This is a genomic window from Phytobacter sp. MRY16-398 (assembly GCF_003925915.1).
Taxonomy (GTDB): Bacteria; Pseudomonadota; Gammaproteobacteria; order Enterobacterales; family Enterobacteriaceae; genus Phytobacter; species Phytobacter diazotrophicus.
Genome location: NZ_AP018756.1, coordinates 4,788,038 through 4,811,433, shown reverse-complemented (window position 1 = coordinate 4,811,433; position 23,396 = coordinate 4,788,038). Strand labels below are relative to the sequence as shown.

The 23,396-nt window shown below is 53.0% G+C and carries 19 protein-coding genes, 3 tRNA genes and 3 rRNA genes; 13 read left to right on the top strand and 12 right to left on the bottom strand.

The window, feature by feature from the left end; all coding sequences use genetic code 11:
• The first annotated feature begins 16 nt into the window (after positions 1–16).
• The 3 genes from MRY16398_RS23550 to tilS all read left to right on the top strand — a co-directional run bounded on the left by MRY16398_RS23550 (position 17) and on the right by tilS (position 3,960).
• Entirely contained in the window at positions 17–2,155 is a 2,139-nt protein-coding gene (locus MRY16398_RS23550; protein ID WP_039078447.1) for a lysine decarboxylase LdcC, read from the top strand.
• Between the two features lie 56 nt (positions 2,156–2,211).
• Positions 2,212–2,601 (top strand): VOC family protein, encoded by a 390-nt coding sequence (locus MRY16398_RS23545; protein WP_039078448.1) that lies wholly within the window; start codon positions 2,212–2,214, stop codon positions 2,599–2,601.
• 69 nt (positions 2,602–2,670) lie between these two features.
• Positions 2,671–3,960 carry a tRNA lysidine(34) synthetase TilS gene (tilS, locus tag MRY16398_RS23540; protein WP_172600718.1) on the top strand — a complete coding sequence of 430 codons (1,290 nt, stop codon included), beginning with the start codon at positions 2,671–2,673 and terminating at the stop codon, positions 3,958–3,960.
• A gap of 29 nt (positions 3,961–3,989) precedes the next feature.
• Here tilS and rof read toward each other — a convergent pair whose 3' ends face one another.
• Both rof and MRY16398_RS23530 read right to left on the bottom strand, forming a co-directional pair.
• Positions 3,990–4,250 (bottom strand): Rho-binding antiterminator, encoded by a 261-nt coding sequence (gene rof / locus MRY16398_RS23535; protein WP_039078449.1) that lies wholly within the window; start codon positions 4,248–4,250, stop codon positions 3,990–3,992.
• A complete protein-coding gene (locus tag MRY16398_RS23530; RefSeq protein WP_039078450.1) occupies positions 4,237–4,437 on the bottom strand; it encodes a YaeP family protein in 201 nt (66 codons plus the stop codon). Before MRY16398_RS23530 ends, rof begins: the two co-directional genes overlap by 14 nt.
• Positions 4,438–4,630: 193 nt before the next feature.
• Between MRY16398_RS23530 and MRY16398_RS23525 the strand changes: the two genes are divergently transcribed.
• The 3 genes from MRY16398_RS23525 to nlpE are packed head-to-tail and all read left to right on the top strand — an operon-like array spanning position 4,631 to position 6,329.
• Positions 4,631–5,176: a YaeQ family protein gene (locus tag MRY16398_RS23525; RefSeq protein WP_079497214.1), complete on the top strand. Its 546-nt coding sequence runs from the start codon at positions 4,631–4,633 to the stop codon at positions 5,174–5,176.
• Entirely contained in the window at positions 5,173–5,595 is a 423-nt protein-coding gene (gene arfB, locus MRY16398_RS23520) for an alternative ribosome rescue aminoacyl-tRNA hydrolase ArfB (protein WP_039078452.1), read from the top strand. The genes MRY16398_RS23525 and arfB overlap by 4 nt, the downstream gene beginning before the upstream one ends.
• A gap of 35 nt (positions 5,596–5,630) precedes the next feature.
• Positions 5,631–6,329 (top strand): envelope stress response activation lipoprotein NlpE, encoded by a 699-nt coding sequence (nlpE, locus tag MRY16398_RS23515; RefSeq protein WP_071193683.1) that lies wholly within the window; start codon positions 5,631–5,633, stop codon positions 6,327–6,329.
• Positions 6,330–6,361: 32 nt separating this feature from the next.
• Here the strand turns inward: nlpE and proS are convergent, their stop codons facing one another.
• The 6 genes from proS to metN all read right to left on the bottom strand — a co-directional run bounded on the left by proS (position 6,362) and on the right by metN (position 11,945).
• Positions 6,362–8,080: a proline--tRNA ligase gene (gene proS / locus MRY16398_RS23510; RefSeq protein WP_125125291.1), complete on the bottom strand. Its 1,719-nt coding sequence runs from the start codon at positions 8,078–8,080 to the stop codon at positions 6,362–6,364.
• Between the two features lie 112 nt (positions 8,081–8,192).
• Positions 8,193–8,900 carry a tRNA (N6-threonylcarbamoyladenosine(37)-N6)-methyltransferase TrmO gene (tsaA, locus tag MRY16398_RS23505; RefSeq protein ID WP_108702003.1) on the bottom strand — a complete coding sequence of 236 codons (708 nt, stop codon included), beginning with the start codon at positions 8,898–8,900 and terminating at the stop codon, positions 8,193–8,195.
• Complete coding sequence (gene rcsF, locus MRY16398_RS23500; RefSeq protein WP_039078456.1) at positions 8,897–9,301, bottom strand: Rcs stress response system protein RcsF; 405 nt, start codon at positions 9,299–9,301, stop codon at positions 8,897–8,899. The genes tsaA and rcsF overlap by 4 nt, the downstream gene beginning before the upstream one ends.
• Positions 9,302–9,408: 107 nt before the next feature.
• Positions 9,409–10,224, bottom strand: coding sequence for a methionine ABC transporter substrate-binding lipoprotein MetQ (gene metQ / locus MRY16398_RS23495; RefSeq protein ID WP_108702002.1), 816 nt, complete (start codon positions 10,222–10,224; stop codon positions 9,409–9,411).
• A 43-nt stretch (positions 10,225–10,267) separates the two neighbouring features.
• On the bottom strand, positions 10,268–10,921 hold the full coding sequence (locus MRY16398_RS23490; protein WP_039078458.1) for a methionine ABC transporter permease MetI: 654 nt from the start codon (positions 10,919–10,921) through the stop codon (positions 10,268–10,270).
• A complete protein-coding gene (gene metN / locus MRY16398_RS23485) occupies positions 10,914–11,945 on the bottom strand; it encodes a methionine ABC transporter ATP-binding protein MetN (RefSeq protein WP_125125290.1) in 1,032 nt (343 codons plus the stop codon). Before metN ends, MRY16398_RS23490 begins: the two co-directional genes overlap by 8 nt.
• A gap of 188 nt (positions 11,946–12,133) precedes the next feature.
• Here metN and gmhB point away from each other — a divergent pair, with 188 nt between their 5' ends.
• From gmhB to MRY16398_RS23450, 7 genes are all read left to right on the top strand, one after another.
• Positions 12,134–12,700: a D-glycero-beta-D-manno-heptose 1,7-bisphosphate 7-phosphatase gene (gene gmhB / locus MRY16398_RS23480; RefSeq protein ID WP_039078460.1), complete on the top strand. Its 567-nt coding sequence runs from the start codon at positions 12,134–12,136 to the stop codon at positions 12,698–12,700.
• A 372-nt stretch (positions 12,701–13,072) separates the two neighbouring features.
• Positions 13,073–14,612, top strand: a 16S ribosomal RNA gene (locus MRY16398_RS23475).
• 70 nt (positions 14,613–14,682) lie between these two features.
• Positions 14,683–14,759, top strand: a tRNA-Ile gene (locus tag MRY16398_RS23470).
• A gap of 108 nt (positions 14,760–14,867) precedes the next feature.
• Positions 14,868–14,943, top strand: a tRNA-Ala gene (locus MRY16398_RS23465).
• A gap of 333 nt (positions 14,944–15,276) precedes the next feature.
• Positions 15,277–18,178, top strand: a 23S ribosomal RNA gene (locus tag MRY16398_RS23460).
• A 194-nt stretch (positions 18,179–18,372) separates the two neighbouring features.
• Positions 18,373–18,488, top strand: a 5S ribosomal RNA gene (gene rrf, locus MRY16398_RS23455).
• The 16S, 23S and 5S rRNA genes sit together here with 3 tRNA genes alongside, the layout of an rRNA operon.
• Before the next feature lie 192 nt (positions 18,489–18,680).
• Positions 18,681–18,757: transfer RNA gene (locus MRY16398_RS23450), tRNA-Asp, on the top strand.
• 101 nt (positions 18,758–18,858) lie between these two features.
• On the opposite strand, the gene fabF is transcribed toward MRY16398_RS23450, so the two are convergent.
• From fabF to MRY16398_RS23430, 4 genes are read right to left on the bottom strand one after another with little or no spacing between them, the layout of a single operon-like run.
• Complete coding sequence (gene fabF / locus MRY16398_RS23445) at positions 18,859–20,142, bottom strand: beta-ketoacyl-ACP synthase II (protein WP_125125289.1); 1,284 nt, start codon at positions 20,140–20,142, stop codon at positions 18,859–18,861.
• 23 nt (positions 20,143–20,165) lie between these two features.
• Positions 20,166–21,725 carry a DHA2 family efflux MFS transporter permease subunit gene (locus MRY16398_RS23440; RefSeq protein WP_125125288.1) on the bottom strand — a complete coding sequence of 520 codons (1,560 nt, stop codon included), beginning with the start codon at positions 21,723–21,725 and terminating at the stop codon, positions 20,166–20,168.
• Complete coding sequence (locus MRY16398_RS23435) at positions 21,722–22,765, bottom strand: HlyD family secretion protein (RefSeq protein ID WP_125125287.1); 1,044 nt, start codon at positions 22,763–22,765, stop codon at positions 21,722–21,724. Before MRY16398_RS23435 ends, MRY16398_RS23440 begins: the two co-directional genes overlap by 4 nt.
• On the bottom strand, positions 22,749–23,306 hold the full coding sequence (locus MRY16398_RS23430; protein WP_039076785.1) for a winged helix-turn-helix transcriptional regulator: 558 nt from the start codon (positions 23,304–23,306) through the stop codon (positions 22,749–22,751). Before MRY16398_RS23430 ends, MRY16398_RS23435 begins: the two co-directional genes overlap by 17 nt.
• Positions 23,307–23,396 lie beyond the last annotated feature (90 nt).

Below are 23,396 nucleotides of genomic sequence, written 5' to 3'. Positions count from 1 at the left end.
TTTTCAGGAGGTAACCGTGAATATTATTGCCATCATGGGGCCGCACGGCGTCTTTTACAAAGATGAGCCGATCAAGGAGCTTGAGAAGGCGCTCCAGGCGCAAGGGTTTCAGATAATCTGGCCACAAAACAGCAGCGACCTGCTGAAATTCATCGAACACAATCCGCGTATCTGCGGCGTCATTTTCGACTGGGACGAGTACACGCTCGATTTATGCAGCGATATCAACCAGCTTAACGAATATCTTCCCCTCTATGCCTTTATTAACACCCATTCGACGCTGGATGTCAGCGCACAAGATATGCGGATGGCGCTGTGGTTTTTTGAATATGCCCTGGGGATGGCCGATGACATTGCAACACGTATCGGGCAGTACACAAAAGAGTATCTCGATAACATCACGCCGCCCTTTACCAAAGCGCTCTTTACCTATGTGAAAGAAGGAAAATACACCTTCTGCACGCCAGGCCACATGGCGGGTACGGCCTACCTGAAAAGCCCGGTTGGCTGCCTGTTTTATGATTTCTTCGGCGGCAACACACTAAAAGCGGATGTGTCTATCTCGGTCACTGAACTGGGCTCGCTTCTGGACCATAGCGGGCCGCATCTGGAAGCCGAGGAGTATATCGCCCGCACCTTTGGCGCTGAGCAAAGTTATATGGTCACCAACGGCACCTCCACCTCCAATAAAATTGTGGGTATGTACGCCGCACCGGTGGGTAGTACGCTGCTGATTGATCGCAATTGCCACAAGTCACTGGCCCATCTGTTAATGATGAGCGACGTTACGCCGCTGTGGTTAAAACCGGGACGTAACGCGCTGGGGATTCTGGGCGGTATTCCGCGCCGGGAATTCACCCATGCCAGCATTGAACAAAAGATTGCTGCAACCGCAGGTGCAACCTGGCCGGTGCATGCGGTAATCACCAATTCCACTTACGATGGGCTGCTATACAACACTGACTGGATTAAAAAAACGCTGGATGTGCCTTCTATTCATTTCGATTCCGCCTGGGTGCCGTACACCAACTTTCATCCCATTTATGCCGGGAAGAGCGGCATGAGCGGTGAGCGGGTACCAGGGAAAGTGATTTTCGAAACGCAATCGACGCACAAAATGCTGGCGGCGTTTTCGCAGGCCTCGCTTATCCATGTGAAAGGTGAGTATGACGAAGATACCTTTAACGAAGCTTTTATGATGCACACCTCCACCTCGCCAAGCTATCCGCTGGTGGCCTCCATTGAGACCGCGGCGGCAATGTTGCGCGGTAACCCCGGTAAACGGCTGATTAACCGTTCGGTTGAGCGCGCTTTGCATTTCCGCAAAGAGGTGCAGCGGTTAAAAGATGAAGCCGATGGCTGGTTCTTTGATATCTGGCAGCCCGAGGAGATCAATGAGGCCGATTGCTGGCCGGTAGCGCCGGGAGAAAGCTGGCACGGCTTCCGCGATGCTGACGAAGACCACATGTTCCTCGACCCGGTCAAGGTGACTATTCTGACGCCGGGTATGGATGAACAAGGCAATATGAGTGAAGAGGGGATCCCGGCGGCGCTGGTGGCGAAGTTTCTTGATGAGCGCGGCGTGGTAGTTGAAAAAACGGGTCCTTACAATCTGTTGTTCCTGTTCAGTATCGGGATCGACAAAACCCGTGCCATGGGCCTGCTGCGTGGGTTAATGGAGTTCAAGCGTGCCTACGATCTCAATTTACGCGTGAAGAACATGCTGCCGGATCTGTATGCCGAAGATCCCGACTTCTACCGCAATATGCGGATCCAGGATCTTGCGCAGGGCATCCATAAATTGATCCGCCAGCACGATCTGCCGCAACTGATGCTGCGGGCGTTTGATGTGTTGCCGGAAATGAAGCTGACGCCGCATCAGGCGTGGCAGCAGCAAATCCGTGGAGATGTTGAAACTATTGAACTGGAAAGGCTTACGGGACGTATCTCCGCCAATATGATCTTACCTTACCCACCGGGCGTGCCGTTACTGATGCCAGGGGAGATGATCACCGAAGCGAGCCGCTCGGTTTTGGATTTCCTGTTAATGCTCTGTGCGATAGGGCGGCACTATCCGGGTTTTGAAACGGATATCCATGGCGCGAAGCGGGGAGAAGATGGCGTCTATTGGGTACGTGTCTTAAAAAGACCGTAGCCTCTTGCGGGTTACCCGTCACAACGGTAACGTGCGCAAAGACAAAAGGAGACATTATGCTGGGTTTAAAACAGGTACATCACATCGCCATCATCGCAACGGATTATGTAAAGAGTAAAGCGTTCTATTGCGATATCCTGGGTTTTACGCTGCAAAGCGAAGTTTATCGTGAAGAGCGTGACTCCTGGAAAGGAGACCTGGCGCTGAATGGCCAGTATGTCATTGAGTTGTTTTCGTTTCCCTTTCCGCCAGCACGTCCGAGTGGGCCGGAAGCCTGCGGATTGCGTCATCTGGCCTTTAGCGTTGTGGATATCGATCAGGCGGTTGCTCACCTGCAAGCGCACAATGTCTCGTGCGAAGCGATTCGTGTTGACCCTTACACCGGTAAGCGCTTTACCTTTTTTAAAGATCCTGACAACCTTCCGCTGGAACTCTATCAGCAGTAAGCCTTGCCAGTCACAGGAATGCCCGGTAACGTGCCGGGCATTATTTCCGTTTCGGTTAATGCCATGATCATGCCCTTACTTTCTCGCTTGCCTGCCCATCAACGCCAGTTTTTGGTGGCGTTTAGCGGCGGGCTCGATTCGACAGTACTGTTGCACCGTCTGGTGCAGTGGCGTCAGCAGCAGCCGGACATTTCCCTGCGCGCTATTCATATTCACCACGGATTAAGCCCCAATGCGGATGCCTGGGCTGCTCATTGTCAGCAGGTCTGCGATGGCTGGCTGGTACCGCTTGTTGTTCATCGGGTACAACTGGTGGATGAAGGCAATGGAATTGAAGCGCAGGCGAGAAAAGCCCGTTATGCCGCCTTTACTCAGGCGTTAGTCCCCGGAGAATTGCTGCTCACCGCCCAGCATCTTGATGACCAGTGCGAAACGTTTTTACTGGCGCTTAAACGGGGGAGTGGTCCGGCCGGTCTTGCGGGTATGCCGGAAACGCTGCCGTTTGCCGACACTATGCTCCTCAGACCGTTGTTGAACGAAACACGTGAAGCCCTTCTTCGCTGGGCTCAGCAGCATGGCTTGTCATGGATTGAAGACGAGAGTAATGCTGATGATGCCTATGACCGCAACTTCCTGCGTTTACGCGTTCTGCCTGCATTGAATGCCCGCTGGCCGCATTTTGCCGATGCGGTCGCCCGGAGTGCGGCCTTGTGCGGCGAGCAGGAGCAATTGCTGGATGAACTGCTGGCAGACGAGCTTGCGGCGGCGACACACCGTGACGGTGGGTTGTCGATTGCGGCGCTGGAAACGTTAAGTGCGGCACGGCGTGCCGCTATCTTACGACGTTGGCTTTCCGCGCAGCAGGCGCCGATGCCTTCCCGGGAAATGTTGCTACGGGTCTGGCAAGAGGTGGCGTTAGCCAGAGAGGATGCAGTGCCATGCTTGCGCCTTGGCGATCATGATATCCGCCGTTATCAGGGTTATTTGTGGTGGGTTAAGGCGCTTGCGGGTCAGCGCGAAAAAGTTCTGCAATGGACGGATCCTTTTTTGCCGCTGACGTTGCCGGATGGGCTTGGCGTTCTGCGGCTTGTGCCGGGCGAGGAGCTGCGTCCACCGGGCGCTGACGAAGTGGTATCGGTACGCTTTCAGGCGACGGGAACTTTGCACATCCAGGGGCGTAACGGTGGCCGTAAACTTAAAAAGATCTGGCAGGAGTTGGGCGTGGCACCCTGGCGTCGGGATACAACACCACTACTGTTTTACGGTGAGTCGCTGATTGCTGCGGCAGGCGTGTTTGTCACGCAGGAGGGCAAAGCAGAAAATGGGCAGCCTGGCGTACGGCTAATGTGGCAGAAGTAACGGGCAGTCAGCGCTGCCCGAAAGTGCTGTCAGGATTCGCTCACCACGACGGTGCCGATTTCCGGATGACTAAAGCTGGCAATTTTGTCGAGACGCAGTTCGCGCGTTGTTCCTGCAATTTCAACAACCAAATATTCCACATTTTTGCGAGATACTAAATCGCTGGCCTTTGCCTGCAAAGTTTCGCCATCTTTGAGCTCGAGCGTCAGTAGGAGATGATGCTGACAGGCGAGTTCCAGGTTGTCATAGTCGTCGCAATTGATGGGTTGATAGGTATCATTCATTGACATAATCGCTCACCAGTAAGTTCGCGGCAGCATACGCCGCCTTTTCCCTGACCGACTCTGAAACGGCATCGTCCGAAGCCACTTCATTCAAAACTTTCAATACGCACCCCAACGCATCCGGGATATACCCTAAGTCTCCGCTGGCAATTTCCGCATACCGCTGGCGTATTAACTCACAATAATTTCCCACACGTCCTCCTGTCAGCACCCTGGCTTTACTGTGAGATACCATTAAGCCTACGAAGATTAACTCTGTTTAGCAAGGTGACTATACCATACCCGACGGGTCATTATCAGAGTGATGAATTAACCGCAGATTAAGAGATAACAGCACGTTATATCTTTATTCGCTACAATAGCCGCTGTTATGCAAAGGAGGCGGTATGGCGCTCAAAGCAACCATTTATAAAGCTACTGTGAATGTGGCGGATTTAGACCGGAATCAATTTCTCGATGCCACATTGACGCTTGCCCGTCATCCTTCCGAGACGCAGGAGCGCATGATGCTGCGCCTGTTGGCATGGATTAAATTTGCCGATGAACGGCTACAGTTCACCCGTGGGCTGTGTGCGGATGACGAGCCCGAAGTGTGGCTGCGCAACGATCATCTGGGTATCGATCTGTGGATCGAGCTCGGATTGCCGGACGAACGGCGCATCAAGAAGGCCTGTTCGCAGTCGAAAGAGGTGGCGCTATTCACCTATAACTCGCGTGCGGCACAAATCTGGTGGCAGCAGAACCAGAGCAAACTCGCTGGATTTAAAAATCTGAGTATCTGGTACCTGGATGATGAGCAACTGGCGATGCTGAGTGGGCTGGCGGAGCGGACAATGTCACTGCAGGCTACTCTCCAGGAAGGAACTATCTGGCTGAGCGACACTCAAACCAATCTGGAAATCCACCTGGCAACCTGGCAACAGCACGCATGATTGAGATATCCCGCCAGGTCAGCATTCCTGATGAAGAATTGGAGATTACGGCGATTCGCGCGCAAGGGGCGGGCGGGCAGCATGTAAATAAAGCCTCTACGGCGATCCATCTGCGTTTTGATATTCGTGCATCCAGTTTGCCCGAGTTTTATAAAGAGAAGCTGCTGGCAGCGACACATCATCTCTTAACGGCCGACGGGGTCGTTATCATCAAGGCGCAGGAGTACCGCAGCCAGGATATGAATCGCGAAGCGGCGATTGCCCGGCTGGTGGCGTTAATCAGGGAACTGACGGTGGTGCAAAAAAGCCGTCGGGCCACCCGTCCAACACGGGCATCGAAAGAGCGGCGTCTGGCAGGAAAAGCGCAAAAATCTTCTGTAAAAGCGCTACGAGGGAAGGTTCGTCGCCCACAGGAGTGACGGACGAGATAAGAACTGTTCATAAGGAAGAAAGAGTGAATAAAGCGATTGTATCTTTGGCTGTGGCAATGACACTCTTTGCGCTGATGGGGTGCAACAATCGGGGAGAGGTGGAAACCGTCTCCCCCGTGCGAGCTGAAAAGCTCAAACCAATGCAACAGAGCTGGCGCGGTATTCTGCCGTGCGCAGATTGTGAAGGCATCGAAACCTCACTGTTCCTTGAAAAAGATGGCACCTGGGTGATGAATCAGGGCTATCAGGGTGGCAAAGCGCCATCAAATTTTGCCTCTTACGGGCAATGGGCACGCACTGCGGATAAGCTGGTGCTGACAGATGCAAGTGGCGAGAAACTTTACTTCCGCGCGAAAGGCAGTGCGCTGGAAATGCTGGATCGTGAAGGGAACCCGATTCGCTCACAGCTAAATTATGTCTTGCAGCCTGTCACGGCGGCCTTACCGACAACGCCGATGGCGATGCGTGGCATGTATTCGCGTACTGGTGGTGTGGCAGAGTTCGCTGATTGTATGACGGGCAAACGGATTGCGGTCAGCAATGATGTGCGGCTCGAACAGCAATATAAAGCAGCGGCAGGTCAGGCTTCGCAGCCGGTATTGCTGGAGGTGGAAGGACATTTCGCGCTACAGCCGAAAACGGATAACGGTGCGATGGAAAAGACGCTGGTGGCGGATAAAAACGCGAAATTTATAGCCGGAAAAGATTGTAATCACCAATAAAAAAAGCCTCGCATTTGCGAGGCTTTTTACTGTTAGCCCTTGATGGCGCTGACAAGGTAATTAAGGATATCACCCGTCTTGATCATCTGTTTTTCGCCAGTGCGACGGTATTTGTATTCGATATCGTCGTTGTCGAGGTTACGGTCGCCCAGCACGATGGTGTGCGGAATACCGATCAGCTCCATATCAGCGAACATCACACCCGGACGCTCTTTACGGTCGTCCATCAGCACGTCGATACCCTGTGCGCGCAGTTCGTTATAGAGCTTCTCTGCCAGTTCCTGAACACGGTAAGATTTGTGCATGTTCATGGGCAGAATGGCCACCTGGAACGGTGCAATCGCTTCTGGCCATACAATACCGCGGTCATCGAAGTTCTGTTCAATCGCCGCAGCCACAACACGCGTTACCCCGATACCGTAGCAGCCCATGGTCAGGATCTGGTTACGACCATCTTCACCCTGAACGGACGCCTTCAGCGCTTCAGAGTATTTGGTACCTAACTGGAAGATGTGACCCACTTCGATACCGCGTTTGATCAGAAGCGTCCCCTGACCGTCCGGGCTTGGGTCGCCAGCCACCACGTTACGGATATCGGCGATTTCCGGGGTTGCTACATCACGGTCCCAGTTGATACCGAAGTAGTGCTTACCATCAATGTTAGCGCCAGCGGCAAAATCGCTCATTGCCACAACGGTACGGTCGATAACGACCGGAATCGGCATGTTTACCGGCCCCAGCGAACCCGGACCCGCATTTACCACGGCGCGAATTTCAGCTTCGGTCGCGAACGTCAGCGGGCTGGCAACCTGCGCCAGTTTTTCGGCTTTTACTTCGTTCAGTTCGTGATCGCCACGTACCAGCAGGGCGACCAGCGGGTAGCTGCTGCCTTCAACGGCTTTGACCAGCAGGGTCTTAACGGTTTTTTCAATCGGCAGGTTGAACTGTTCAACCAGCTCGGCGATGGTTTTCGCGTTCGGCGTATCAACCAGCGTCATCTCCTGAGTTGCCGCTGCACGCGGTGCTTTCGGCGCCACAGCTTCTGCCAGTTCGATGTTGGCGGCATAGTCAGAGGTATCAGAGAAAACGATGTCATCTTCACCGCTTTGCGCCAGTACCTGGAACTCATGAGACGCGCTACCACCGATAGAGCCGGTATCAGCCTGAACCGGGCGGAACTCCAGCCCGATGCGGGTAAAGATTTTGCTGTAGGCGGCATACATCGCGTCGTAGGTTTCCTGCAGCGATTCCTGAGAAGTATGGAAAGAGTAGGCATCTTTCATCAGGAATTCACGGGAACGCATCACGCCGAAACGCGGACGTACTTCGTCACGGAACTTGGTCTGGATCTGGAAGAAATTCAGCGGTAGCTGTTTGTAAGAGCTGAGCTCGTTACGAATCAGATCGGTGATCACTTCTTCGTGAGTCGGGCCGAGTACGAACGGACGCTCGCCACGGTCAGAAATACGCAGCAGTTCCGGGCCGTACTGCTCCCAACGACCACTCTCTTGCCACAGTTCAGAAGGCTGAACGACCGGCATTAACACCTCAATCGCACCGGCGTTGTTCATCTCTTCACGCACGATGTTTTCGACTTTTTTCAGGACGCGCACGCCGGTCGGCAGCCAGGTATACAACCCGGAGGCCAGCTTGCGAATCATCCCGGCGCGCAACATCAACTGATGGCTGATGACTTCGGCGTCGGCAGGTGTCTCCTTCAGAGTGGAGAGCAGGTATTGGCTAGTACGCATGTTGTTACGGTTCCATTTGGACGATTGGAACAGACTCAAAAGGAGCCTGATTCAAAAAAAGTGATTCAGTTTACCAGCGAGAAAGAGATGCCAAAAGTAGAGGGAGGATAAATTAACGGCCTTCCAGCGCAAACACTTCAAAACCTGCAGTGGTCACGCGCCAGCGCACGTTGAAATCCAGCAACAAGACCGCGTACGTTTTCCCCATTTCCTCATCTTTACGGTATGCCGGGCGCGGGTCCTGCGCCAGGACGTCAATAATAAACGATCTTAGCTGCGGGTAACGCTTTTCTAACTGTGGAAATGCCGCTTCGAGCTCCGGCGTGAAGCACACCGCCATCTCCGCGACGGGGGCCTGCTGCGCATAACTGGCGCTGGCATGCGGCAGAGCCTCAGCAAAGGGTAAATAGGGTTTGATATCCACGACGGGCGTGCCGTCGACGAGATCAAGACTGCCCAGTTGCAAAATGACACGCTCTTTCTCGCAGTGAATGCCTTTAAGCTCCACCAAAGACATGCCAATCGGATTAGGACGGAAGGTTGAACGCGTGGCAAAAACCCCCATCCGCGCATTCCCCCCGAGCCGGGGAGGGCGTACCGTAGGACGCCAGCCGCCAGCCATCGTCTGGTGGAAAATGAACACAATCCAGAGATGGCTGAACGCCTCAAGCCCGCGTACGGCTTCGGCCTGATTATAGGGAGGCAGCAGATGCAGTTCGCCGCCTCCATGTTTAACCAGACCAGGCTGGCGGGGAACGGCAAACTTTTCTTTATAGGGGGAGCGGATGACGCCTATCTGCTCGATGGCAAATGTGGTCATTTCGCCGTGACGTTCAGCGCTGAACCTACGCATACAGCCTGACGGTAGCAACCCGGCGTGCCGCTGGTGATTTCACAGCTGTGGAGCAGAACCGCATTCGCTTTCATTTTTGATGCGTTGATTTGCATGCGCTTACGGGCGGTCGGGATGTTCGGTGGGGAATCCTGATTGGTTGCCTGGCAAGAGTCACCGGTCACTTCACCTAAATCACGGAACGGTTTACCCACCAAATCTTCAGCATTGGTAATGATTCGAACCGGCGTCGGACGCGGCGGTTTCGGTTTTGCTGGTTCTGTTTTAGGCGGGGTTGCTGTGCTTTGAACAGGTTCGACAGGAGATCTGCTTAGCATTGAACAGCCGCTCAGCATGAGTGCTAAAAAACAGATCGGTAAAGCACGCATAATATATCCTCAAAAAATGATCTTAACGCCGCTTATTGAATCAGGAGCTTGCACAAATGACAAGACGGGCATGAGCCCGTCCTGAAGGATATTGCTGACGGGCCGGATTACCAGCCTTTCACCGCACCGCCATTGAAGACTTTGTTCGCTGCTTCGTAGACTTCGTCAGACTGATAGGCCTGAACGAATTTCTTCACGTTTTCTGCGTCTTTGTTGTCTTCGCGGGTAACGATCAGGTTAACGTACGGAGAGTCTTTATCTTCGACAAAGATACCATCTTTTGCTGGCGTCAGATTGATCTGGCTGGCGTAGGTGGTGTTAATAACGGCCAGCGCGATTTGTGCATCGTCCAGCGAGCGCGGCAGTTGTGGGGCTTCCAGCTCAACAATTTTCAGGTTTTTCGGGTTCTCTGTAATATCCAGAGCGGTTGGCAGCAGGCCAACACCATCTTTCAGTTTGATCAGGCCCTGTTTCTGCAACAGCAGCAGGGAACGGCCGAGGTTAGTCGGATCGTTCGGTACAGCGACCTGAGCGCCTTCCTGCAATTCATTGATAGATTTAATTTTTTTGGAGTAGCCTGCGATCGGGTAAACAAAGGTATTGCCAACAGCAACCAGTTTATAGCCACGATCTTTGATCTGCTGATCCAGGTACGGTTTGTGCTGGAAGGCGTTCGCATCGATGTCGCCTTTGCTCAGCGCTTCGTTCGGCAGAACGTAGTCATTAAAGGTTACCAGCTCAACGTCCAGACCGTATTTCTCTTTCGCGACTTTCTGTGCAACTTCGGCAACCTGCTGTTCAGCACCGACGATGACGCCGACTTTAATGTGGTTCGGATTCTTTTCGTCCTGACCACAACCTACCAGAGCCAGAGAACCAATCAGGGCACCCACTGCCGCAAAGGTCTTGAATTTAAAAGCCATGTGTTTTTTCCTTTCTTTCAGAGTCGTTGTGTTGTGAGCAACGTTATTTATGCGTAACAGAGCGAACGATACGATCGCCTGCAAACTGAATTAAGTAAACCAGAATCACCAGCAGTGCCAGGACGGTATTCATCACAATGGCGTTATAGCCAATATAACCGTACTGGTAGCCAATCTGCCCCAGACCGCCTGCGCCCACGGCTCCACCCATTGCGGAATAACCCACCAGGGTAATCAGGGTAATTGTTGCTGCATTGACCAGACCCGGCAGTGCTTCCGGCAGTAGTACCTTACGGATGATCTGCATCGGGGTTGCGCCCATTGCACGGGAGGCTTCAATCAGGCCGGTTGGGATTTCCAACAGGGCGTTTTCCACCATACGGGCAATAAAAGGTGCTGCACCGACGGTCAGAGGCACAATCGCTGCCTGCAGGCCGATGGAAGTCCCCACGATAATACGGGTGAACGGGATCATCCAGACCAGTAAGATAATGAACGGGATCGAACGGAAAATATTCACCAGCGCCGAAATGGTACGGTAGAGTTTTGCATTCTCCGAAATTTGTCCAGGACGCGAGACATACAGCAGCACGCCAACCGGAAGACCCAGCACAAAGCCGAAGAAACCGGATACGAAGGTCATTGCCAGCGTTTCCCAGACGCCACGCGCCAGTAACCACATCATTGCCTCAGACATAACCCAGCACCTCTACTTTCACATGGTGTTCCTTAAGCCAGGCAATAGCGGCTTGCGTATCCTGCGGCTCGCCGTGCATTTCTGTCAGCATAATGCCGAATTTCACGCCACCGGCGTAATCCATCTGCGCACTGATAATATTGTTGTTCACGTTATAGCGGCGTGCGGTCTCAGAAAGCAGGGGGGCATCGACCGATTGACCGGTGAATTCCATGCGTAACATCGGCACGCTACCTGTCAGTGGCTGATCTTTCAGGCGCTGCTGGTAATCCTCAGGGATATCCAGGTGCAACGTTGACTGAATAAACTGCTGTGCCAGCGGCGTTTTGGGATGAGAGAACACTTCACTTACGGTGTCCTGTTCGATCAGTTCACCATTACTGATAACGGCAACGCAGTCGCAAATGCGTTTTACGACATCCATTTCGTGGGTAATGAGCAGAATCGTCAGGCCCAGACGACGGTTGATGTCTTTCAATAACTCCAGAATGGAACGCGTAGTTGCCGGATCCAGTGCGCTTGTGGCTTCATCACACAGCAGTACTTTCGGGTTGCTCGCCAGTGCGCGGGCAATGGCCACACGCTGCTTTTGACCACCGGACAGATTCGCCGGATAGCTGTCGTGTTTGTCGCCCAGTCCAACCAGGTCCAGCAATTCTTTGACGCGACGGTTAATCTCTTCGCGCGGCGTGTTATCCAGCTCAAGTGGCAACGCGACGTTACCAAACACGGTGCGGGAAGAGAGTAAATTAAAGTGCTGGAAGATCATGCCAATCTGGCGGCGAGCTTTAGTGAGTTGTGCTTCTGAAAGGGCTGTCAGCTCCTGGCCGTCAACCTGGACGCTACCCTGGGATGGGCGCTCAAGCAGGTTAACGCAGCGAATAAGCGTACTTTTACCGGCGCCAGAGGCACCAATGACGCCATAAATTTGCCCGGCAGGAACATGCAGGCTGACATTGTTCAACGCCTGAATGGTGCGAGTTCCCTGCTGGAATACTTTGGTTATATTGGAAAGTTTAATCATCAGATTATTTTTATCGTATGAGAGTTAGCCGTGGCATTTTGTTCTGCCTGTTACGGGTGATGACCGTAAACAAGGCGGATGTTAAGGCATCCAGACGTCTAAATCAATCGAACCCTGCGCGATGAGCACTTTCCTGTGCGGTGAAACATGAGATACTACGCCCACATGCCTTTTTCAGGAGCAACCCGGTGGCAAAATCAGTACCCGCAATTTTCCTCGACCGTGATGGCACTATTAATGTCGACCACGGTTATGTGCACGAAATTGATAACTTCGAATTTATAGACGGTGTCATTGACGCCATGCGCGAACTGAAAGCCATGGGCTTCGCGCTGGTGGTGGTGACCAATCAGTCCGGTATCGCGCGCGGTAAATTCACCGAAGCGCAATTTGAAACGCTCACCGAATGGATGGACTGGTCGCTGGCCGATCGCGATGTCGAGCTGGATGGTATCTACTATTGCCCGCACCACCCTCAGGGGACGGTAGAAGAGTTCCGCCAGGTGTGTGACTGCCGTAAACCACATCCGGGCATGCTCATTTCTGCTCGAGACTATCTGCACATTGATATGTCTGCTTCTTATATGGTGGGTGACAAACTCGAAGATATGCAGGCGGCTACCGCTGCTGATGTGGGAACGAAAGTATTGGTGCGTACCGGCAAGCCCGTCACGCCAGAGGCGGAAAATGCGGCAGATTGGGTGATTAATAGCCTTGCGGACCTGCCTGCGGCTATCAAAAAGCAACAAAAGTAACCGTTATGATGAAAAGATGAGCGGTTGAAATAAAAATGCATTTTTTCGCTTGTCATTCATCGTGGGCTGCCTATAATGCGCCTCCATCGACACGGCGGATGTGAATCACTTCACACAAACAGCCGGGTCGGTTGAAGAGAAAAATCCTGAAATAACGGGTTGACTCTGAAAGAGGAAAGCGTAATATACGCCACCTCGCAACGGTGAGCGAAAGCCGCGTTGCACTGCTCTTTAACAATTTATCAGACAATCTGTGTGGGCACTCAAAGTGACATGGATTCTTAACGTCCCCGGACGATAAATGAATACCAAGTCTCATAGAGTGAACACGTAATTCATTACGAAGTTTAATTCTACGAGCATCAAACTTTTAAATTGAAGAGTTTGATCATGGCTCAGATTGAACGCTGGCGGCAGGCCTAACACATGCAAGTCGAACGGTAGCACAGAGAGCTTGCTCTTGGGTGACGAGTGGCGGACGGGTGAGTAATGTCTGGGAAACTGCCCGATGGAGGGGGATAACTACTGGAAACGGTAGCTAATACCGCATAATGTCGCAAGACCAAAGAGGGGGACCTTCGGGCCTCTTGCCATCGGATGTGCCCAGATGGGATTAGCTTGTTGGTGAGGTAATGGCTCACCAAGGCGACGATCCCTAGCTGGTCTGAGAGGATGACCAGCCACACTGGAACTGAGACACGGTCCAGACTCCTACGGGAGGCAGCAGTGGGGAATATTGCACAATGGGCGCAAGCCTGATGCAGCCATGCCGCGTGTGTGAAGAAGGCCTTCGGGTTGTAAAGCACTTTCAGCGGGGAGGAAGGCAATGCGGTTAATAACCGTGTTGATTGACGTTACCCGCAGAAGAAGCACCGGCTAACTCCGTGCCAGCAGCCGCGGTAATACGGAGGGTGCAAGCGTTAATCGGAATTACTGGGCGTAAAGCGCACGCAGGCGGTCTGTCAAGTCGGATGTGAAATCCCCGGGCTCAACCTGGGAACTGCATTCGAAACTGGCAGGCTTGAGTCTTGTAGAGGGGGGTAGAATTCCAGGTGTAGCGGTGAAATGCGTAGAGATCTGGAGGAATACCGGTGGCGAAGGCGGCCCCCTGGACAAAGACTGACGCTCAGGTGCGAAAGCGTGGGGAGCAAACAGGATTAGATACCCTGGTAGTCCACGCCGTAAACGATGTCGACTTGGAGGTTGTGCCCTTGAGGCGTGGCTTCCGGAGCTAACGCGTTAAGTCGACCGCCTGGGGAGTACGGCCGCAAGGTTAAAACTCAAATGAATTGACGGGGGCCCGCACAAGCGGTGGAGCATGTGGTTTAATTCGATGCAACGCGAAGAACCTTACCTGGTCTTGACATCCACGGAATTTGGCAGAGATGCCTTAGTGCCTTCGGGAGCCGTGAGACAGGTGCTGCATGGCTGTCGTCAGCTCGTGTTGTGAAATGTTGGGTTAAGTCCCGCAACGAGCGCAACCCTTATCCTTTGTTGCCAGCGGTCCGGCCGGGAACTCAAAGGAGACTGCCAGTGATAAACTGGAGGAAGGTGGGGATGACGTCAAGTCATCATGGCCCTTACGACCAGGGCTACACACGTGCTACAATGGCATATACAAAGAGAAGCGACCTCGCGAGAGCAAGCGGACCTCATAAAGTATGTCGTAGTCCGGATTGGAGTCTGCAACTCGACTCCATGAAGTCGGAATCGCTAGTAATCGTGGATCAGAATGCCACGGTGAATACGTTCCCGGGCCTTGTACACACCGCCCGTCACACCATGGGAGTGGGTTGCAAAAGAAGTAGGTAGCTTAACCTTCGGGAGGGCGCTTACCACTTTGTGATTCATGACTGGGGTGAAGTCGTAACAAGGTAACCGTAGGGGAACCTGCGGTTGGATCACCTCCTTACCTTAAAGAACCTGCCTTTGTAGTGTCCACACAGATTGTCTGATGAAATAGAGCAGTAAAAAATCTCTGCAGGCTTGTAGCTCAGGTGGTTAGAGCGCACCCCTGATAAGGGTGAGGTCGGTGGTTCAAGTCCACTCAGGCCTACCAAATTCCTGCTGATGCTGCGTTGCGGCGACACTCACATACTTTACGTATGCTTCGTGTCACCACGCCTTGCCTCAACAGTAATTAAGGTTGGTGAGATTTAACTACGATGGGGCTATAGCTCAGCTGGGAGAGCGCCTGCTTTGCACGCAGGAGGTCTGCGGTTCGATCCCGCATAGCTCCACCATCTTTTACTGCGAACACAAGAAAACTTCAGAGTGAACCTGAAAAGGTGCACTGCGAAGTTTTGCTCTTTAAAAATCTGGATCAAGCTGAAAATTGAAACGACACACAGTGTCTGTTCTCCGTAATAAGAACAGATGACAGTGTGTTCGAGTCTCTCAAATTATCGCAATCAGAAGATGACACTGTAAAAGGTGACGTGAGCGATGTGAAGACAAGGCGTACCGCACGCAGCGAGCGGAGTGGACTTGATGTCCATGAGCATCGCGAGTACGGAACAACACAGTATTCACAACGCGCAACAAACCGGACAGAACAAGACATCTTCGGGTTGTGAGGTTAAGCGACTAAGCGTACACGGTGGATGCCCTGGCAGTCAGAGGCGATGAAGGACGTGCTAATCTGCGAAAAGCGCCGGCGAGGTGATATGAACCTTTGACCCGGCGATGTCCGAATGGGGAAACCCAGTGCAATCCGTTGCACTATCATTAACTGAATCCATAGGTTAATGAGGCGAACCGGGGGAACTGAAACATCTAAGTACCCCGAGGAAAAGAAATCAACCGAGATTCCCCCAGTAGCGGCGAGCGAACGGGGAGCAGCCCAGAGCCTGAATCAGCTTGTGTGTTAGTGGAACGGTCTGGAAAGTCCGGCGATACAGGGTGACAGCCCCGTACACGAAAGCACACAGGCTGTGAGCTCGATGAGTAGGGCGGGACACGTGGTATCCTGTCTGAATATGGGGGGACCATCCTCCAAGGCTAAATACTCCTGACTGACCGATAGTGAACCAGTACCGTGAGGGAAAGGCGAAAAGAACCCCGGCGAGGGGAGTGAAAAAGAACCTGAAACCGTGTACGTACAAGCAGTGGGAGCCTCTTAATGGGGTGACTGCGTACCTTTTGTATAATGGGTCAGCGACTTATATTCTGTAGCAAGGTTAACCGAATAGGGGAGCCGAAGGGAAACCGAGTCTTAACTGGGCGTTAAGTTGCAGGGTATAGACCCGAAACCCGGTGATCTAGCCATGGGCAGGTTGAAGGTTGGGTAACACTAACTGGAGGACCGAACCGACTAATGTTGAAAAATTAGCGGATGACTTGTGGCTGGGGGTGAAAGGCCAATCAAACCGGGAGATAGCTGGTTCTCCCCGAAAGCTATTTAGGTAGCGCCTCGTGAATTCATCTCCGGGGGTAGAGCACTGTTTCGGCTAGGGGGCCATCCCGGCTTACCAACCCGATGCAAACTACGAATACCGGAGAATGTTATCACGGGAGACACACGGCGGGTGCTAACGTCCGTCGTGAAGAGGGAAACAACCCAGACCGCCAGCTAAGGTCCCAAAGTCATGGTTAAGTGGGAAACGATGTGGGAAGGCACAGACAGCCAGGATGTTGGCTTAGAAGCAGCCATCATTTAAAGAAAGCGTAATAGCTCACTGGTCGAGTCGGCCTGCGCGGAAGATGTAACGGGGCTAAACCATGCACCGAAGCTGCGGCAGCGACACTAAGTGTTGTTGGGTAGGGGAGCGTTCTGTAAGCCTGCGAAGGTGTGCTGTGAGGCATGCTGGAGGTATCAGAAGTGCGAATGCTGACATAAGTAACGATAAAGCGGGTGAAAAGCCCGCTCGCCGGAAGACCAAGGGTTCCTGTCCAACGTTAATCGGGGCAGGGTGAGTCGACCCCTAAGGCGAGGCCGAAAGGCGTAGTCGATGGGAAACAGGTTAATATTCCTGTACTTGGTGTTACTGCGAAGGGGGGACGGAGAAGGCTATGTTAGCCGGGCGACGGTTGTCCCGGTTTAAGCATGTAGGCTGGTTATCCAGGCAAATCCGGATAATCAAGGCTGAGGTGTGATGACGAGTCACTACGGTGATGAAGTAACAAATGCCCTGCTTCCAGGAAAAGCCTCTAAGCATCAGGTAACACGAAATCGTACCCCAAACCGACACAGGTGGTCAGGTAGAGAATACCAAGGCGCTTGAGAGAACTCGGGTGAAGGAACTAGGCAAAATGGTGCCGTAACTTCGGGAGAAGGCACGCTGATATGTAGGTGAAGCCCCTGCGGGTGGAGCTGAAATCAGTCGAAGATACCAGCTGGCTGCAACTGTTTATTAAAAACACAGCACTGTGCAAACACGAAAGTGGACGTATACGGTGTGACGCCTGCCCGGTGCCGGAAGGTTAATTGATGGGGTTATCCGTAAGGAGAAGCTCTTGATCGAAGCCCCGGTAAACGGCGGCCGTAACTATAACGGTCCTAAGGTAGCGAAATTCCTTGTCGGGTAAGTTCCGACCTGCACGAATGGCGTAATGATGGCCAGGCTGTCTCCACCCGAGACTCAGTGAAATTGAACTCGCTGTGAAGATGCAGTGTACCCGCGGCAAGACGGAAAGACCCCGTGAACCTTTACTATAGCTTGACACTGAACATTGAGCCTTGATGTGTAGGATAGGTGGGAGGCTTTGAAGTGTGGACGCCAGTCTGCATGGAGCCAACCTTGAAATACCACCCTTTAATGTTTGATGTTCTAACGTGGACCCGTAATCCGGGTTGCGGACAGTGTCTGGTGGGTAGTTTGACTGGGGCGGTCTCCTCCCAAAGAGTAACGGAGGAGCACGAAGGTTGGCTAATCCTGGTCGGACATCAGGAGGTTAGTGCAATGGCATAAGCCAGCTTGACTGCGAGCGTGACGGCGCGAGCAGGTGCGAAAGCAGGTCATAGTGATCCGGTGGTTCTGAATGGAAGGGCCATCGCTCAACGGATAAAAGGTACTCCGGGGATAACAGGCTGATACCGCCCAAGAGTTCATATCGACGGCGGTGTTTGGCACCTCGATGTCGGCTCATCACATCCTGGGGCTGAAGTAGGTCCCAAGGGTATGGCTGTTCGCCATTTAAAGTGGTACGCGAGCTGGGTTTAGAACGTCGTGAGACAGTTCGGTCCCTATCTGCCGTGGGCGCTGGAGAATTGAGGGGGGCTGCTCCTAGTACGAGAGGACCGGAGTGGACGCATCACTGGTGTTCGGGTTGTCATGCCAATGGCACTGCCCGGTAGCTACATGCGGAAGAGATAAGTGCTGAAAGCATCTAAGCACGAAACTTGCCCCGAGATGAGTTCTCCCTTGTCCTTTAAGGACACTAAAGGAACGTTGAAGACGACGACGTTGATAGGCCGGGTGTGTAAGCGCAGCGATGCGTTGAGCTAACCGGTACTAATGAACCGTGAGGCTTAACCTTACAACGCCGAAGATGTTTTGGCGGATTGAGAGAATTTTCAGCTTAGATACAGATTTTCGGGAACGAAAGATTTTACGCTGAGGCAAGGCGGCAAATGAAGGAAAGGAAGGAGCATACATGAGTATGTGACTGACTTTGCGAATGCAGCCAACGCAGCCACAGTGAAAAAGATTCGTTTCCGGCAACAGAATTTGCCTGGCGGCTTTAGCGCGGTGGTCCCACCTGACCCCATGCCGAACTCAGAAGTGAAACGCCGTAGCGCCGATGGTAGTGTGGGGTCTCCCCATGTGAGAGTAGGGAACTGCCAGGCATCAAATTAAAAGACCTGCACCCGTCTTCGGGGCAGTTCGCTACTCGACAGAGAGTAGGACAAAAGCGAGCGCTTTTGAACGTTGCGCAGCAACGGCCCGAAGGGTGAATCACAACGTGATTCATAAACTGCCAGGCATCAAATTAAGAAGTAAGCCGGTGCATTAATCCGGTGGTTACAGAAGTATTCGGTGGAGCGGTAGTTCAGTCGGTTAGAATACCTGCCTGTCACGCAGGGGGTCGCGGGTTCGAGTCCCGTCCGTTCCGCCACTCATTAAGAGCCGCATCTCAAACGAGATGCGGTTTTTTTTCGTCTGCTATTTATCACTAAAGCAGGCAAAACAAAGGGCACATAGCCCTTTATTTCATTATTACTGCAAGTCTTCCCATCGTTTTAGCAGCAGGCTGGCATTCACGCCGCCAAAACCAAACCCGTTTGAAAGCGCGTATTCCATCGTTAGCGGCTGTGCAGTGAGCGCTACAAGGTGCATACCCGCTGCAGCAATATCCGGATTATGCAGGTTCAGGGTAGGTGGGGCTATTTGATCACGTAATGCCTGAATGGTGAAGATCGCTTCAATACCGCCTGCCGCACCCAGCAAATGTCCGGTGGCAGATTTTGTTGATGTGATGGCAACCGGATGTTCAGCAAACAGTGCGCGTATTGCCGCCAGTTCGCCTTTATCTCCAACCTGAGTTGAAGTGGCGTGTGCATTGATATGCTGCACTTGCTCTGATGAAATCCCGGCCTGTTGTAATGCGGCTTCCATTGCGCGTCGTGCGCCATTGCCATCTTCCGGTCCTGCCGTAAGGTGGTAAGCATCTGCACTGGTGCCATAGCCCACCAGTTCTGCCAGCGGCGTCACTCCACGGGCCTGCGCATGTTCGAGCGATTCAATCACCAGAAGACCAGCCCCTTCTCCCATTACGAAACCATCTCTGTCCTGATCAAATGGTCTTGATGCCTCCGTTGGATTATCGTTAAATCCACTCGAAAGTGCCCTGGCCGCAGCAAAACCAGCCAGACTGACGCGATGGATTGCGGCTTCACTGCCTCCACACAGTGCAATGTCTGCTTCACCGGCCCGGATTAACCTTGCCGCATCCCCGATAGCCTGCGCTCCGGCTGCACAGGCGGTCACCGGCGCGCCAATGGGGCCGCGAAAACCATGCGCGATAGAAACATGGCCTGCCGCCAGGTTTGCCAGAAAAGAAGGGATCGTGAAGGGGGATAACTTGCGTGGACCGCGGTGCTCGGTTGTCTGGACTGCCTCGGCGATTTGATTAAAGCCACCAATGCCTGTCGCAATGATGGTCGCAGTACGATCTTTTAACGCCTGCTCTTGCGGAAACCATTTTGCCTGAAGAAGCGCTTCCTGTGCCGCTACCAGCGCAAATTCAATGAAACGATCCATCTTCTTGCGCTCTTTTGCCGGAATGACGGATAGTGGATCAAAACCGTGTTGGGGATCCTCTTCAATTCCTGGAACCTGCCCCGCCACTTTGCAGGCGATATCTTCGACAATCGATTCAGGCAGCGACCGGATACCCGACTTTCCTGCCAGTAACGATTGCCAGACATGTTGGACGCCGCAACCCAGCGGGCTGACAATACCCATCCCTGTCACGACAATGCGTCTTTGTAGACTGCTCATAAAACTCTCCTGATGTTGTCATGCTATGCCTGCGGTTTCTTCATGAAAGGAACCAGCGCAGCGGCAATTAAGAATCCGATCATGATCAAATAGAACGCGTCGGCGAATGCCTGCGTCCTTGCTTCTCTTAGTGCTAATGCGGCCAGATTTTTCAGGCCGGCTGTCTGTGCCGAACTGGCGTCCATCCCCTGAGCCATTAATGCCGCGGCGCGGGTCTGAACAAAATCGCTTAAATTGAGGTTTGTACCATTAAGATGATCGGCAAGGCGGCTGTAATGAAGATTTGTACGATCATTGATAACGGTGCCGCAAAGCGCGATACCGATGGCACCCCCCAAATTACGCATCAAATTAAACAGTCCTGATGCTAGTTTTAGACGTGCGGGCGGCAAACTGCCAAGCGTAAGCGTGACAGTCGGGGCAACGGCGAATTGCTGTGCGAGACCGCGAAACGCCTGCGGTAAAAGGAGTTCTTTCGCTCCCCAGTCGTGGGTGAGCGGAATAAAACTATACATCGAGAAGGCGAATCCCAGCAGCCCGACCATGAGCAACCAACGCAAGTCCACTTTGTTGGCAAGCCAGGAGTAAAAAGGGATCGAAAGCACCTGAAACAAGCCAGTTGAGAAGATAGCAAGGCCGATATCCAGCGCGCTAAAACCGCGGACCGTACCCAGAAAAAGGGGTGTCAGATAGATAGTTGAGAAGATCCCGACCCCGGCCATAAATGAAAAGTAACAGCCCAGAGTAAATGTACGATCGGAAAGTGCGCGTAGATCCATGACCGGCTGAGAATGGCGCAATGTCCGTATGACAAACGCTATCCCACACAGTAAAGCCAGCCACCCCGTGATGGTCAGCGTGCCGTCATCAAACCAGCCCCAACGCGGTCCTTCCTCAAGTGTATATTCCAGGCAACCGAGCGATATAGCCAAAAGCACGATGCTAAGGTAGTCCGCGCCGCGCAATAACCCTGGGCTGGGCGCATCAATATTGACCAGCAAAGGTACCGTTACCGCAATATAAATGCCTGGCAAGATATTGATAAAAAACAGCCAGTGCCAGCTAAAATTTTCCGTGATCCAGCCCCCTACCGTAGGGCCCAGCGTAGGTGCCAGCGAAGCAAGACCACCAATCGTAGCTGCGGCGATAACGCGCTGTTTACCCTGAAAAAAGGCAAATGCAGTCGTGAACACCAGCGGGATCATTGAGCCCCCGGCCAGCCCTTGCAATGCGCGAAAAGCAATCATGCTCTGAATATTCCACGCCCATCCACACAGCAGACTCATCAGCGTAAAACCGGCAGCCGACGCGGCGAAAAGCCAGCGGGTCGACATCACCCTGGCAAGCCATCCCGACAGGGGAATGATAATGATCTCCGCGATCAGATAGCTGGTTTGCACCCAGACCGTTTCATCATCGCCAGCAGAAAGGCCCCCGCCGATATCACGTAGCGATGCCGATACGATCTGAATATCCAGCAGTGCAATGAACATTCCCAGGCACATTGTGGCGAAAGCAAAGAGCTTTTGGTTCATCGGCAGCGCCGTACCCTGTAGCTGCGCTGGGGCTGTTGCGCTACTCATTGGCGACTCTTTTCATCCACTGTGACAGCGACAGACAAACCGGGGCGCAAAAGTCCTAATGTTGACGCTTCGCCATCCAGAGCGATGCGAACCGGGATGCGTTGAACAATTTTGGTGAAGTTACCGGTCGCGTTTTCAGCAGGGAGAAGACTGAAGCGTGAACCGGTTGCCGGTGAGAGGCTCATGACATGGCCGGTAAAAGTGCGTCCTGGTATAACATCCGCAACCACTGTTGCTGCTTGACCGGGGCGCATATTCGCCAGCTGGTTTTCTTTGAAGTTGGCGTCTACCCACAAATCGTGACTGGGGACCAGAGAAAGCAATTGCGTACCGCTACTAACGAATGAGCCAGACCATGCGCGCCGGTTGCCAACAACGCCATCAAAAGGGGCGCGGATCTCTGTATAACTAAGATTGAGACGGGCCATATCCAGCCCTGCCTGCGCCTGAGCGAGGGCCGCGCGGATTTGTTTTTCCCGCGCATCAAGCACCAGTAACTGGCGTTCGGCAACCGCTTTATCTGCCCGGGCTTTGCCTTCTTCTGCCCTGGCTCGATGGTAGTCTGCCTCAGCGTTTTCTCGCACCTGTGCCGAAATAGCGACCGTCTGCGCCAGCGCATTATAGCGGCGACTGTCGCCCGCTGTTTTTAGCGTAGTAGCCTGCGCGGCCCCGAGGCTGGCCGCCGAGCCTTCGATGGTCGCCAGTTGTAATTGTCGGGTAGCAATAAGGTCAGCCATCGCTGCTTGTTGAGCGGCAACTTCACCTTCCGCTTTTGCCAGCGCCGCCTGATAGTCCCTTGCATCAAGGCGAACAAGTAGCTCGCCTTTTTTCACGGGCATATTGTCTTTTATGGCGATCTCCTGAATATAACCAGAGACTTTCGCCGAAATGGCGCTGATATCCCCGCCGACGTAGGCATCGTCCGTCGATTGCAAAAAACGCGCATTTGTATACCACCAGGCACCATAACCTACGGCACCTAATACAGCGATACCGGATAACAATAAGGTAAGGGTGCGTTTTTTACTCTTGAGATTCATGATGCTGATCCAGATGTAATTGCGGCGCAAATTTTTGCGTGTTGTCACCCGCACGCTTGCGTTGCAGATAGTCGTGGCGATAACGAATCATGGGGGAGGCGGCAGGTCCGGGAACCAAAGCGTATTTCTCGGGCGTCAGGGGATGGCCGGTTTCGGCATCAACCATCATGGCGTGCACCAGGCGCTGGGTCTCTTTCTCGACCAACTGAATCTGACGGCCTTCAGTTGCAAAATGACGATTACCCCATTCGGCAAGCGCGATGATCACCGGGCGGAAATCACGTCCACGCTCAGTTAAATGGTACTCATAGCGGGGGGGCGTACTGCTGTAACAGACTTTTTCCAGTAAACCGTCATCCACCAACTCTTTCAGGCGTCGTGAAAGAATATTGGGTGCCACGTTTGCGCTTTTTTGAAATTCATCGAAACGGGTAAAGCCTGCGAAAGCATCACGCAGAATTATTATGCTCCAGCTATCACCAATGCGGCCAAGGCTTCTGGCGATGGGGCAAGGAGCTTCGCACAGCGGTTCGTTTTTCATTTTTTTCTCTCCAGAACTTATCTGGAAAGCACATTCGCATAGTAACTATCAAAATGCAAGTCACTATGATTGAGCCGATTTATTCTGACA